Origin of the sequence: Nocardia sp. NPDC059180, from assembly GCF_042754945.1 — a bacterium.
Lineage (GTDB): Bacteria > Actinomycetota > Actinomycetes > Mycobacteriales > Mycobacteriaceae > Nocardia.
In genome coordinates, this window is sequence record NZ_JBHZBU010000008.1 from 132,718 (window position 1) to 145,735 (window position 13,018).

The following is a 13,018-nucleotide window of genomic DNA, read 5'->3' on the forward strand; positions in this document are numbered from 1 at the left end:
ATTTTTTCTTACTGGGCCACCCGCAGAGTTGGGGCCGATCTGGGGCCAGACTCACCCCGCAGGTGCCGCGACAGCTGATTGCCATCCTCCTGCAATGCCGCGATATCCGGGTGTAGGTACCGCTGCGTGATCCTGGGATCGGTGTGCCCGGCGATCAGCTGAAGCCGATGCAGCGGTACCCCCGCATCCGCAAACCAGGTCAGCCCGGTATGCCGGAGATCGTGACGCCGCAGATGCTCGTATCCGAGCTTCGTCACAACCTCGTCCCAGTGGGTTGCATCCCGCAGTACACCCGTCTGGATGCGACCTCCACGAGGCCCGACGAACAATCGAGCATCCAACAGCGCTTCTCGCCACTGCTTCTCGCTCGCTTCCTCCTGGCCGCGATCGACGCGGGCGCGGGCCGCGTCGATCCGGCCTAGTCGCGGTCGATGCCGCGCAGGAACGGGTCGAGTTCTGGTAGCGCCGCGGCGCGGGCGCTGGTCATCCAGTCCTCGAGGTCACGGCCGTGGTGTTCGGTGACGATGCGGGCGAATCTGCTCACCAGCTCCGCGAGCGCCGCCAGGTCCGGGCAGGCAGCCAGCAGTTCGGTGAGGTGAGCGTGCCGTTGCTCGCCCAGTTCGCTGGGGCGGGTGGTGATCCAGGCGGTGAGCCGCCGGGGGCGAGGGCATGACCCGGTCGGACTCGGCGCGGCCCTCGTTCAGGTACTTGTGCAGGAGGTTCAGGCTGCCGGTGTAGCCGAGATCGGTGATTTCGGCCAGCAGGGTAGTGACAGGCACGCCGGGTTCTGTGGCGCGGCGGGTACGCAGGTGATCACGGTAGGGGTCGACCAGACTGGCCCGGTATTGCGGAGGTCGGCGCAGCTTCTCGGGTTCACCGACGCGGGAATACCGTTTGACGGTGTTCAAGCTCACGCCGAGTCGGCGGGCGCAGTCCATGAGTCCTACTCCGTGGTCGAGGAGGTCGTGGATAGCGTGCCAGCGGGCGAGAGTGGTGGCTTCGCGGGTCAACTTGCGGCGTTTCGGGCCAGCAGCGGCCCAGCATCGGGCGTGGGCGGCGACTACCTTCTCCGCTGCTCGCACCAGGTTGTGCCACAGGTGCCAGCGGTCGGCGATCTGGATCGCGGTAGGGGCTCCGCGGCGGATGGCTTCGGCATAGGTGGCCGACCCGTCACGCACGACGAACTCCACGCCGGGATGCTCACGCAACCAAGTTTCCAGGGTGGTGGAGCGGCGGTCGGGCAGGACATCAAGGCGCTGGTGAGTCGCGCCGTCGATCAGCACGGTGCCGTATCGGTGGCGGCGCAGCAAGGCGAAATCATCCACACTGAGCACCCTCGGCACCTTCTGGGTCTGCAGCGGGATGCCGAGCAGCACCCGCACCGCGGTCTGCCGCGACAATCGCACCGACCACCGCCGCAGCATTCGGACCGCGGCCCGCCCGGCCAGCTCACGCACCGCCGCACGCACGTGCCCGGTCAACCGCGTGGTGCGCCGCTGATAGCGTTCCAGCACGCCGGGGACTTGTTCCCGAAAGGTGCGCTGGCATCCCCGGGTCTGGCAGTAGAGGCGCCGGACACGCACCCGCACCACCACGCTACGGCCGTCGACCGGCAGATCGGCCAGCCGCCATTCATGAACTCCATGAACGCGGGCCGATCCCGCACCACAGCCCGGGCATTCAGCCACACCGCCGGGAGTCCGGGCCTGGACCACCAGCCGCGAACCCGCCACACCCACATCCTCGACAACCAGTGACGCCAAACCTGAAAACACCACGCCGACAACAACACTCACCTCAGCCACCCGGCTATCGTGCCGCCGTCACCTCACAGGCACCACCGAAAGTGGGCCAGAGCCCATGAAAATCCGGGCAAGGTCGTGGCCGATCTGGCGGTGATGCTCGCACTCGGCGGGGACTGTGTATCGAACCTGGTGTTGCTGCGGGCCGAGCCCGGTGTGTTCGGTGTGGTGGCCTCGGACCCGACGGTATCGCGGCTGATCACAGCGCTGGCCGGTGATTCGCGTACCGCGTTGGCGGCCATCGGTTCCGCTCGTGCCTAGGCGCGAGCCCAGGCGTGGGAATCGGCGGAAACAGCCGCCCCGGACCACGGGATCGACGCGGCGGCGCCGTTGATGATCGATCTCGACGCCACCTTGACCTAGGCACACTCGGACAAGGAACACGCGGCACCGACATTCAAACGCGGTTTCGACTTCCACCCGTTGTGGGCGTTCATCGACCACGGCGAGACCGGGACCGGGGAACCGGCCGCGGTGATGCTGCGCCCAGGTGACGCCGGCTCGAACACCGCGCACGACCACAAACAACTACTGGCCGATGCTTTGGCGCAGATACCGCAGGTCGATAGGTGGCGGGTCGGGCGTAAAGTGCTGGTCCGCACCGATTCCGGAGGCGGCACCCGCGAATTCCTCGACTACTGCCACCGCCGCAGAGTCCAGTACTCGATCGGATTCACGCTCACCGACGACATCGCCGCCGTCCTCGACGATCTCACCGACGACAACTGGAGCCCCGCCTGCGATTCCGGCGGGGAGATCCGGTCCGGCGCATGGGTCACCGAGGCCACCGATCTGGTCGATCTATCGAGTTGGCCGCCCGGAATGCGGCTTGTCGTGCGCAAGGAACGGCCGCATCCCGGTGCCCAATTGCGGTTCACCGACCACAACGGGCTCCGGCTGACTGCATTCGTCACCAACACCGTATCGGGTGCACTGCCGGATCTGGAGTTGCGGCACCGCCGCCTCGCCCGCTGCGAGGACCATATTCGCGCCGCGAAAGACACCGGCCTGCGCAATCTCCCGTTCCACAGCTTCGCCGCCAACCGCATCTGGGTCGCGATCGTCGCGCTCGCCATGGACCTGACGACCTGGATGCAGACACTGGCCTTCGGTTCGGATCCCGCACGCCGCTGGGAGGCGAAAACACTACGACTGCGGCTGTTCTCGATCCCCGCACGGCTGGCTCGCCATGCCCGACGGATCCACCTGCGTCTCTCGGCTCACAACCCATGGACCAGCCTCGCTCTCACGGCCTTCACACGCCTCGCAGCTCCCTGACGAGTACCAACCCGTTACTATGAATCAGGAAAGATTCCCTCCGGGCCCGTGGAACCCGGCAGCTCACCCGCTGGTCGGGGGGCTCACGCCGCCCGACCAGCAAAACAACCAACCCGAACCCGGCCGAACGAACCCCACAACTCACGAAAAATTGAGGCTAACCTGTCGTCATGACAGCATGGGACCTCAGCGGACACCGAGCCGACTTCGCGGAATACCCAGGGGGAGAACAGAACAATGACGGCTGACCTGACGCCTTTCGGAGGCGGCAGGCCTACCGGCCCCGACTGGCCGAAGATCGGCGGGATAGCCGCGGTCGTCGCAATCCCGATCGCGATCCTCGCGATCGTCGTGCAGTGCGCCACCAACTCGACCCCCACCACTGCCGATACCAGCAGTGGTGGGACACCGGTCATCAACTCACACCCCGCACCCCCGGTCTCGTCGACCACGCCTCCTGGACAGGAGCTGTGTGATGGTCCGAATAATCTGCGGATCTGCGTGATGAAGAACAACTCCGGCAGTCTCAGCTATTGGACCACCACGAATGTCTCGGACGACTGCACCATCACGATTGGTCTGTACGACGACGTCAGCGACTACCTCGGGCCGGTCTTCCAGCCGACTGAGGGACCGTGTAAGCCGGCCCAGTCGTATCGCCCAAAGCCCCTGGGCAACCCCACCGCGGGCCGCAAGTACCACTCCGAGCTGGCGGTGAAATGGGGCGACGGCAGAGTCGAGGTCTACAAGAGTCCAACTCTCGTGTGGTGATTCGACCGGCGGTGCCATCCCAGCACAGCCCCGGGTGTCACCGCGCCAGCTGTGAATGGGGGCTGCTGCGCGGTACCGGAGGCCAACCCGGTGCCCGCCTGGTGGAACCCGCCCAACCCAACCCGAGCCGCGCCAGCGCGGTGCGCCCGGTCAGCCCCCGTAATGGGTCACCGCGCCCGAGTTCCAGCCCCATACGGTTCGACGACCTGTTGCGAAACTGGCACCTCCAACGTGGAAGGAGTTCTGTGAGTAGTCGTCCCAAGAAGTCGCAGATCGGGCGGGCGAAGAAGCAGGAGAACTACCGAAACAATCCGCGCCGCACCATTCCCGGACGCTGACCCATCTCGCCCGGTCTCGCCTTCCAGCCGCAGATGGTCCTGGTCGATGTAGTTCAGCCAGGCCCCGGTGACGCGCGACCTGCACTCGACGCAGGACGCGACGATGGGAGCCTGCGCCGCCAGGCCGACGGCCCCGCGGTGAGTGGCTTCGAGCGGCTAGAAGGCAAGCACAGCGGTCATACTCATGCAGCTCGTGGATTCAGCTGGCTCAGGTATCGAAGAATCTCACTCAGGTCGAATGTCACGCACAGCTGTGCGTCCATCGGCGTCAGTGCCACTCCGGCGTGGTTTCCGATCCACTGGTTCGCTTCGTGATGGCCAAACACCCACTGCACGGAATCGGTAGCCGTCCTGGTCGGCAGGCTCCCACTCGAACGATACGCGCTCACCAGTTACGAGGTGGCGCTTGTCGGACTTGACGCTCGTAAAAAAGGCCCAGCATCCTCCTGGCGTGGAGGCCGAGTCAATGACGCCCCAACCTTCCTCGACTCTCCATTCCCGTACCGTTCCTTCGGCGACCATCTGGTCCTCCATTCGTTGGAAATCCCCTGCGGTGAAGTGCGTGTCGACGTTGCCTGCGTTCGCAAATCGGTTGACGCTGTTGAAGTCGAAATAGATGAAGAGTTCGCACGACGGGTGACTGACCAGGTCGCGGATAAGGGCCATCGGGACATCCCTGTACCCGAATTGATCGATGAACGCGAAGGTCGGAGCGAGCTTCTGGCCAGCAGGGATGGAGGTCAGCAGGTCGCTGGCCAGGTCTTGAAAGTTCTGGTTACGCTCAATCATCCGCACAGTAGCCGGCCAAGGTGCGCGCTCCGTCTTGACGTCTGCCAGCACACCTTGCAGCGATGCGAACCGCTCAGCGTCCCACTCGTTGAAGATGAAGTTGAACTGCGTGTTGCCGAACTTGGCGAACGACTGGTGGCCCAAGAGCGTGTTTAGCGCCAGGACAGGCGAGCCTGGCTCATCATCGTCATAGCGGCCGGGCCCGGCGAAACCGTCGAGCACATTGACTCGCTGGTACTGGCTGCTGGACCCGAAGATGCCGAACCATGCACCGAGATACCTGGTGAGGATGTCGTGTTTGGCCTTCGTGTGTGGGGGTCGCTCCCACACGGTGGGCAGTTTGTCACCCCTCGGCACCGATCACCTCCTGAACCGAAAATGAGCGCGGCTGATAGCGCGCGGCCCACAGGTTAGCGAACTGCCGTAATCACCGTGACGGACAGCCCGGAACACCGCCCCTTGCCGTCAACCAAGCGCGAAATCTGCTTCGACTACCAGCTGACCGGAGCGGATGCCCATGCCACCCGCGTTCCCATCTTCGGTGTGCCCCGCCGATAGCAGGAACCAGCGACGTTCAATCGTCGAGCCGGACGTAATGAGCCGATTGGCCAGACGAAACGGCTGCAGTGCAGAACAATTCGCACCGGAAGTCTTGGCATATTCTTGGTCGCAGCGAAGATACAAAACCAGGTCAGGCACATTGACTGTCCCTAACCTGGTAATTTTGCTCCCCATCTGGACTCGAACCAGAAACCTGCCGTTAGCATTGCGCTGGCCGTCGAAAGCTGGGGCCAATCTGGGGCCACCTTCGCCACGGAGGTGCCTGGACAACTTGTCGCCGTCCGCGCGTATTCCGTCTATGTCCGGGTGCAGGTATTTCTGCGTGATCCGCGGGTCGGTGTGGCCGGCGATGACCTGCAACCTGTGTAGCGGCACACCCGAGTCCGCGAACCAGGTGAGTCCCGTATGCCGTAGGTCATGGCGCCGCAGGTGTTCGTAACCGAGCTGTGCGACGACTTCGTCCCAGTTCGTCGCTCGTCGCAGCACACCGGTGGCGATGCGTCCGCCCCGCGGTCCGACGAACAGGCGCTCGTTCAGGACCGCCTGGGCGCGATCCTCTTCTGCCGCGTCCTTCATTCGGCTGGCAACGCGTGCACCGGCTGCGTCGATACGTCGCAGGACCAGCGGACGGATCTCCTCGATGACCGGAACCCTTCTGGCACGCTTACCTTTGGTTCCCTTGTCCTTCAGCCCTCCTGGGCCCGGAGTGGTCTGCCTACGGAGGGTCCACAACCAACTGTCGGTGTCAATGTCGCTGACGAGGCAACCGGAAACCTCACCGATTCTGGTTGCGGTGCACGCGGCGAGAATGACGACGTCACCCCATCCCCGATAGTTGTCAGCCGACGCGGTGACGAGTGCTTCCGAGAAGCTTTGCAGCGTGGCCCGATCCGGAAGAGCGAGTGCCCGCGGGTCGTCGAGTTCATCTTCGTATTTGGCGAGCCGGCTTTGCCACCCGGATACTTCTCCTCGGTTCCGATCAATGATTTCGTCCTGCACAGCCTGATCGAGAAGCGGCCCCAGAGCAGCAAGGGTGTTCTTGATGGTCGAGCGACCGGCGCCGTCGGCGATCCAGGCGCCTACCGCGCGATCCGCGATGCCCGCCGTGATCATCGTGACTGGTAGGTGCCCAAGAGTCGGAACCAGGCGTCGGCGCCACCCGGCGCGGTACGGGTCGAGTGACTTGGGCTCGAGTCCGCGCATCGCGATATCCCAGTTGCTATCTCCGTACTCCTTCAATGTGGCTGTCGCCGCTTGCGGGTTGACACCGCGCGCCGCAGCGCTCTGGATGCGTCGCCGAGATCATGAGCGAGCGGCGAGGTCGAGACCTCGAGCGATGGATGGCCGCGGTCGACGCCGACGATCAACCGGCGCTGCACTCGTTCGTCGAAAACTCCGATCATGGCTGAGCGAGTTGTACCGCATCGAGTTCGATCGGTTCATCGCCACCAACTTCGATTCGCCGTTATCCTTGCTCAGCCCCCGCCCTTGCCCGGCTCGTCGCCTTGGGCGGATTCCGCAGCCTGGACAAGGTCATTGGCGAGTTCCTCCGCGATCCACGACTGCGGCGTGTGTTCACTTTCCAATCCCTATACGCCGGTGTGTCACCGCAGCACGCGTTGGCGTTGTACGCAGTGATCGCCTACATGGACACCGTCGGCGGCGTGTACTTTCCACAGGGCGGGATTCGGGCACTACCAGACGCTTTGGCTGCCGCGGCCCACGACTCGGGCGTAGTGTTTCACTACAATCAGACAGTTACCACCCTCGAGCGTCCCACGCCCGCGTTTCCGCGGTACACACCGAGCAGGGGCAACGAATCCCCTGCGATGCCGTCGTCCTGGCCACCGAACTCGACGCAGCCTACCGGCTGCTGAGCCGTCGACCGAAGCGCGCCATCCGGCCGCGGCCGGCACCGTCAGCGGTCGTGCTTCACGCCGACATGCCCGCCACGACGCCGACCGCACACCACACCGTGTTGTTCGGCGATGCGTGGACGCACACCTTCAGCCAGACCGGGTCGTTCCGGCCGGCGAACTTGCCGCGCGGGGCCTCGAATGTGGTCTTGGCGGGAAGCGGCACCGTACCCGGCGTCGGGGTGCCCACGGCCCTATTGTCGGGTCGCCTGGCTGCCGATCGCATCACCGGGATCGTGACCGCTTCTAGTCCTCGGTGAAGTCGTCGCCGAAAGCTGGACCAAACCGCAGGCATCAGCAGCACGAAGCCCCTGCTGTGCGTTTCGACAGCATCCATCATCCAGGCAAAGGGGCTCGGCAATGAGAATATCGCGATCGTCGCGAACAGCGGCTGTCCGTTGGATATTGACAGGCACGCTGGCCGCGGCAGGTTTGGTCGGCGCGACCAGTACCGTCGCCGCTGCTCCCGGGGTACCCGGAATCGTTGCGGTTGAGCAGGTGAACAGTCGTGAGCAGAATGTCATGGTCTACTCGTCGGCGATGGGTCGGGCCATCCGAGTGCAGGTTCTCCGGGCCGCGGACACCAGGACTCCGCGCCCGACGATGTATCTACTCAATGGGTCTCAGGGCGGCCCGAACGAGAGTGGCTGGGACGCGCAAACCGATGCGATGACGTTCTTGCGAGATAAGAACATCAATGTCGTCACCCCAGTCGGCGGAGCCGGCTCCTATTACACCGACTGGATACGCGACGATCCCGCCCTGGGCAGAAACAAATGGCAGACCTTCATCAATGAGGAGCTACCTCCGGCGATCGAGCAGTTCCTCGGCGCCAACACACAACGTACGCTGGCCGGTGTATCCATGAGCGGCACTTCGGTATTGAACCTGGCCATCGCCAAGCCGGGTTTCTGGCAGAGTGTCGCCTCCTATAGTGGTTGCGCTCAGACTTCGGATCCGATCGGCCAAGAGTTCGTCCGCATCACGGTGGAGAACTGGAGCGGCGCCAGCAGCGTCGAGAATATGTGGGGTCCTCGTAACGGTCCGCTCTGGCGCGCCAACGACCCCTTGCTCAACGCGGAGAAACTGCGCGGGACGGCGATCTACCTGAGCGCCGGCAGCGGAATTCCCGCGGCGCCGCACGACACCCCGGCGGATCGACGGGTGGCGGAAGGACGAATTCCGCTACCGGTACAGATCCTGTTCGGCGCACCGATCGAGGCCGCCGTCCACTCCTGCACGGTGAACTTGGCCCGGCGGTTACAGGAGCTCGATATACCGGTCACATTCGATGATCGTCCCGTCGGGACCCACTCCTGGGGCTATTGGGAGGATGACCTGCACCGCGCGTGGCCGTTCCTGGCCGACACAGTCGGCCTCCGATGAAATAGACGCGCAACCAAACATCTACGGCACCCGTCCGACTCGAGCGGCAAAACGAACTCCGTACGACTAATCCGAACTGAGCGACTGTCCAGGTCCTCAGAACGAAAGTGATGGAATCCGATGAGAATCAATCGCAGTACTCTCGCGATCGCGGTCATTTCGACTGCGGCTTTGCTTGGCGCATCGGCGTGTGGTGACGATGCGTCGACCGAATCCACTTCTGCGGTGACGATGTCGCCGTCCGCCATGCGAACCACCGGGCCCACCGATGAGGGTGCAGCGGCGGATCTGGTCGGCCCGGGTTGCGACGAGTACGCAGCACAGGTACCGACCGGCGCTGGGTCGGTCAGCGGCATGGCGCAAGACCCGGTGACCGTGGCAGCCTCGAATAATCCGATGTTGAAGACGCTGGTGCAAGCGGTGTCCGGGCAGCTCAACCCGCAGGTGAATCTTGTCGACACGCTCAACGGCGGTGAGTTCACCGTGTTCGCGCCGGTCGATGCTGCATTTGCCGAGATTGATCCAGCGACAATCGAGTCGCTCGAGACCGACTCCGACACCCTCACCAGCATCTTGACCTACCACGTCGTTCCCGGTCGAATCGCGCCCTCCGATATCGCGGGCGAGCAGACGACGGTGCAAGGAAGCACGGTCAGCGTCTCTCGCTCCGGAGACGACATCACGGTCGGCAACGCATCGGTCATCTGCGGTGGGGTTTCCACCGCCAACGCGACCGTTTACATGATCGACGGTGTGCTGATGCCGCCCGCCTGACCGCACAGGTTCCGAGTTGTAGTGCAACGGTATTGAATGCGCGGCCTCGCCAGTTCACGGAGATCGGGAGCCGACAATCGCCGATGATTCGACCCGTCCGATCGCTGAAGCCACACGAACTCCTGCCCATGCATAGTGGCCCGCTCATGATCGTTGATCCGCAGATGCTGACGCACACGACACGGGACAACAAGCGGCCAGACACGATCATCGCCGAGGTGGAGGGCGAAACAGATTGCGCTCTCCACCTCGGCGGTAATGGCGACACCCACACAACAAAGGTCCGGCTCGCCGGATTCCTTGCGGCGAGTGCGGGAGGAGATCGTGAGGCATTCACTCAGTTCTACCGTGAAACAAGCCGCCGGGTTTTCGGGCTGGCACGCAGAATTCTGCGCAGCGCGGCTGTTGCCGAAGAGGTCACTCAAGAGGTGTATCTCCAAGTGTGGTCATCGGCTAACCGCTATGACCCCGCACTCGGAAGCCCGGTCGGCTGGCTGATGATGCTCACCCATCGGCGGGCGGTCGATCGGGTACGCAGCGAGGAATCCGCCGCAGGACGAGACATCGTTTTCGGCAGAACCCACCTGGGTCGCGACCACGACATCGTTGCTGAAACCGTCGGCCAGATATTGGACGAGGAGACGGTGCGCGGGTGCCTCGCAAAGTTGACCGACGTCCAGCGGGAAGCGCTCTCGCTCGCCTACTACGACGGATTGACCTACCGCGAGGTCGCCCAATACCTCGGAACACCCTTGCCCACTGTGAAGAGCCGCATCAGAGACGGCCTACAACGCCTTCAATCCTTTCTGTCCGAAGAAGCCGACGATGCCTGATTCACTGAAACCTCCCGCTCTCATCAATCATCGTCACCTCGTGGATGTCGCCCACGCGTATGCCCTTGACCTGATATCTATCGATGAGCAGCACCGTATTGAACAACAGCTCTTGACATTCGATACCAGCAAGGCCGCAGAGTTCCGGAGGATCGTGCACGAAGCCCGTGAGACCATGGGCAGGTTAGCTGTGCTCAATGCACTCCCACCTCCGGCCGCCCTGGAATCGCGCATTCTCGTCGCATTGGATTCGCCCTCCGAGCGATCCGTGATCGCCACGGTGGCTGCGCTGGAACGCACTCGGCGACGCGATATGCGTCGGATTGGTTGGGCGACGACGGCTGCCGCTGCGACGGCCGTTGCGTTCGGCATCTCAGTGGGCATAGCCAATCAGCAGACGAACCACGCTCCCCCGACAGCGGTAACTGCCGAACAGGTCCAACGACAGCCGGATTCACAGATGACGAGTTCAATTTCCCGATCCGGCGGCGTTGTCATCATGCACTACTCGATCGAACTAGGCTTCGCCACTGTCGCTTTCGATTCGAGCACGCCGTCCTCAGCCGGATACGACCTGCAGATCTGGTTGATCGGTGCTGACGGAGTGCCACGTTCCGGGGGTGTGCTATCGGCAATGCCGACCACATCGGCGCCTTACCTCGCCGTGATCACGGGCTCCGATCGGGTCGCGTTCACGGTAGAACCCGACGGCGGATCGCCTGCACCAACCACCACTCCGATCGCGGAACTGGCCCTGGACCGATCAGCGTGACCGATCGCCGAAAGGGCACATTCTCGCCAGGTCTCGATATGAGGGCGCTATGAACACAACGAATGACCTGAATGATCATTCCGACTCGGACGCTCCGTCAAAGCCCGCACCTCCGACAGGAGCAGGCTCATCAGCGCTCGCGGGTGTGGTCGCAGCCGCGATGGTGGTCGGCGTTGCTGAGCTCGTTGCCGCGGTGATGAACCCAGCAGCAGCTCCGTTCGTCGCGATCGGCGCTACGGTCGTCGATCACACACCGGAGCCGCTGCGCGAGTTCGCAATCGAACAGTTCGGCACCCGCGACAAGCAGGTGCTCTTCCTGTCGATGGCTGTGGTGATCGCAGTGCTGGCGGTAAGTGTCGGCCTCCTCGAGCGTCGACGACCGTGGGGCAGCGTCAGCTTGGGAGTGCTCGGTGTCGTAGTGGCGGTCGTAGTCCTCCAACGACCGAACGCTGAAGTCACGGACGTGATTCCCACGCTGCTCGGCGCCGCCGCGGGGATCGCGACGCTGCGCTGGCTGATCGTGCGCGCTCCCCGCCCCGGGGACACCCCCTCACCCCTCTCACGTCGCAGGTTCCTGGTGCTCGCCGGCGGCGCGGCGGTACTCGCGGCCGGCGCCGCGGCCACGGGACAGTGGCTGGGCGAACGCCTGCGCGCGATCACCACAGACCGCGCGAACTTCCGACTGCCGATTCCCCGAGTCACGGCGGCAAAGCCGCCTCGGGGCACCGATCCGCCGGTGCCCGGCCTGACCTCGTTCGTGACTCCGAACGACCGTTTCTATCGGATCGATACCGCCCTGCGCATCCCGACGGTCACGCGGGCGGATTGGCGGCTGCGGATCCATGGCAGGGTGGGTCGCTCGGTGGAGCTGTCGATGGACGATCTCGAAGAACTCACCGCGATAGAGAAGATGATCACGCTGACCTGCGTCTCGAACGAGGTCGGTGGTGATCTGGCCGGTAACGCGGTGTGGACCGGATATTCACTGGCCGAGCTGCTGTCGATGGCAGCAATCGCACCCGAGGCCGATATGTTGCTATCGCGCAGCGCGGACGGATTCACCGCGGGCACACCGGTCGCCGCGATCACCGACGGCCGCGACGCCCTACTCGCGGTGGGCATGAACGGCGAACCGCTGCCGCTCGAGCACGGATACCCGGCTCGCCTGGTGGTGCCCGGGCTGTACGGATTCGTCTCCGCGACGAAATGGGTCGTCGACCTGGAACTCACTCGTTTCGACGAAGCGCGGGCGTACTGGACCGAGCGTGGGTGGGCGGAACGAGCACCGATCAAGGTAGCCTCGCGGATCGATGTGCCCGGGGCGTTCGCCGCCCTGGCGGCCGGCCCGACGATGGTGGCGGGTGTGGCGTGGGCACAACATCGCGGAATCGCCTTGGTCGAGGTTCAGGTCGATAACCAGCCCTGGGCCCCCGCCCGCCTCGTTCCCGAATACTCCGTGGATACCTGGCGGCAGTGGACGTGGCAGTGGGACGCCGAACCGGGCAGGCACACTCTCCGGGTGCGGGCGACCGACGCGACCGGGCAACGGCAGACAGATCAACGGGCCCGACCGATCCCGGATGGTGCGACCGGGTGGCACTCGATCCTGGTGACCGTGACCTGACCGTTGCAGCGGGAGCGCTTCGGCGTCTCAGCCCATCGACAGGGCAACCTGGAAGCTCTGGAAATCGTCGGCGGATACGAACCCTCCGGTGCAGGTCGGCGCAGATACACCGCTCACGGTGACGGTAGCGCCGGTCCGGCGATCCTCTCGGCCGCACACCGTCGGTGGCCACCG

General features: G+C 64.2%; 11 protein-coding genes and 2 pseudogenes. 8 read left to right on the forward strand and 5 right to left on the reverse strand.

Translation table 11 applies throughout. The features are described 5' to 3' along the window. Positions 1-8 precede the first annotated feature (8 nt). The 3 genes from ACFXNW_RS23410 to ACFXNW_RS23420 form a co-directional block, all read right to left on the reverse strand. Positions 9-341, reverse strand: a complete 333-nt coding sequence (locus tag ACFXNW_RS23410; protein ID WP_379419902.1) for a tyrosine-type recombinase/integrase — start codon at positions 339-341, stop codon at positions 9-11. Positions 342-418: 77 nt separating this feature from the next. Beyond that, a complete protein-coding gene (locus ACFXNW_RS23415; RefSeq protein ID WP_379419903.1) occupies positions 419-544 on the reverse strand; it encodes a hypothetical protein in 126 nt (41 codons plus the stop codon). Then, positions 501-1,805 (reverse strand): ISL3 family transposase, encoded by a 1,305-nt coding sequence (locus tag ACFXNW_RS23420; protein WP_379419904.1) that lies wholly within the window; start codon positions 1,803-1,805, stop codon positions 501-503. The genes ACFXNW_RS23415 and ACFXNW_RS23420 overlap by 44 nt, the downstream gene beginning before the upstream one ends. A 51-nt stretch (positions 1,806-1,856) precedes the next feature. On the opposite strand from ACFXNW_RS23420, the pseudogene ACFXNW_RS23425 reads away from it, so the two are divergent. Together ACFXNW_RS23425 and ACFXNW_RS23430 are read left to right on the forward strand one after the other, a co-directional pair. Next, positions 1,857-3,080 (forward strand): annotated as a pseudogene (locus tag ACFXNW_RS23425) (IS1380 family transposase); the annotation flags it as partial. Between the two features lie 237 nt (positions 3,081-3,317). After that, positions 3,318-3,851: a hypothetical protein gene (locus tag ACFXNW_RS23430; RefSeq protein WP_379419906.1), complete on the forward strand. Its 534-nt coding sequence runs from the start codon at positions 3,318-3,320 to the stop codon at positions 3,849-3,851. Positions 3,852-4,414: 563 nt separating this feature from the next. Here the strand turns inward: ACFXNW_RS23430 and tcmP are convergent. Next, positions 4,415-5,335: a three-Cys-motif partner protein TcmP gene (gene tcmP / locus ACFXNW_RS23435; protein ID WP_379419907.1), complete on the reverse strand. Its 921-nt coding sequence runs from the start codon at positions 5,333-5,335 to the stop codon at positions 4,415-4,417. Positions 5,336-5,443: 108 nt separating this feature from the next. Then, on the reverse strand, positions 5,444-6,652 hold the full coding sequence (gene xerC, locus ACFXNW_RS23440; protein ID WP_379419908.1) for a tyrosine recombinase XerC: 1,209 nt from the start codon (positions 6,650-6,652) through the stop codon (positions 5,444-5,446). Between the two features lie 241 nt (positions 6,653-6,893). Here xerC and ACFXNW_RS23445 point away from each other — a divergent pair. From ACFXNW_RS23445 to ACFXNW_RS23470, 6 genes and pseudogenes are all read left to right on the forward strand, one after another. Next, positions 6,894-7,715: pseudogene (locus ACFXNW_RS23445) on the forward strand (FAD-dependent oxidoreductase); the annotation flags it as partial. A 280-nt stretch (positions 7,716-7,995) separates the two neighbouring features. Beyond that, on the forward strand, positions 7,996-8,841 hold the full coding sequence (locus ACFXNW_RS23450) for an alpha/beta hydrolase (RefSeq protein WP_379420098.1): 846 nt from the start codon (positions 7,996-7,998) through the stop codon (positions 8,839-8,841). Between the two features lie 120 nt (positions 8,842-8,961). Continuing rightward, positions 8,962-9,615, forward strand: coding sequence for a fasciclin domain-containing protein (locus ACFXNW_RS23455; RefSeq protein WP_379419909.1), 654 nt, complete (start codon positions 8,962-8,964; stop codon positions 9,613-9,615). A gap of 146 nt (positions 9,616-9,761) precedes the next feature. Beyond that, positions 9,762-10,448 (forward strand): ECF RNA polymerase sigma factor SigK, encoded by a 687-nt coding sequence (sigK, locus tag ACFXNW_RS23460; RefSeq protein WP_379419910.1) that lies wholly within the window; start codon positions 9,762-9,764, stop codon positions 10,446-10,448. Continuing rightward, positions 10,441-11,220, forward strand: a complete 780-nt coding sequence (locus tag ACFXNW_RS23465; protein ID WP_379419911.1) for an anti-sigma factor domain-containing protein — start codon at positions 10,441-10,443, stop codon at positions 11,218-11,220. Before sigK ends, ACFXNW_RS23465 begins: the two co-directional genes overlap by 8 nt. A 49-nt stretch (positions 11,221-11,269) precedes the next feature. After that, positions 11,270-12,844 (forward strand): molybdopterin-dependent oxidoreductase, encoded by a 1,575-nt coding sequence (locus tag ACFXNW_RS23470; protein WP_379419912.1) that lies wholly within the window; start codon positions 11,270-11,272, stop codon positions 12,842-12,844. The last annotated feature ends 174 nt before the right edge of the window (positions 12,845-13,018 follow it).

Coding starts and splice junctions, on each gene's coding strand:
- xerC (WP_379419908.1), bottom strand. CDS start 6,652: ATGATCACGGCGGGCATCGCGGATCGCGCGGTAGGCGCCTGGATCGCC.
- ACFXNW_RS23430 (WP_379419906.1), top strand. CDS start 3,318: ATGACGGCTGACCTGACGCCTTTCGGAGGCGGCAGGCCTACCGGCCCC.
- ACFXNW_RS23450 (WP_379420098.1), top strand. CDS start 7,996: ATGGGTCGGGCCATCCGAGTGCAGGTTCTCCGGGCCGCGGACACCAGG.
- ACFXNW_RS23455 (WP_379419909.1), top strand. CDS start 8,962: ATGAGAATCAATCGCAGTACTCTCGCGATCGCGGTCATTTCGACTGCG.
- ACFXNW_RS23470 (WP_379419912.1), top strand. CDS start 11,270: ATGAACACAACGAATGACCTGAATGATCATTCCGACTCGGACGCTCCG.
- sigK (WP_379419910.1), top strand. CDS start 9,762: ATGATCGTTGATCCGCAGATGCTGACGCACACGACACGGGACAACAAG.
- ACFXNW_RS23465 (WP_379419911.1), top strand. CDS start 10,441: ATGCCTGATTCACTGAAACCTCCCGCTCTCATCAATCATCGTCACCTC.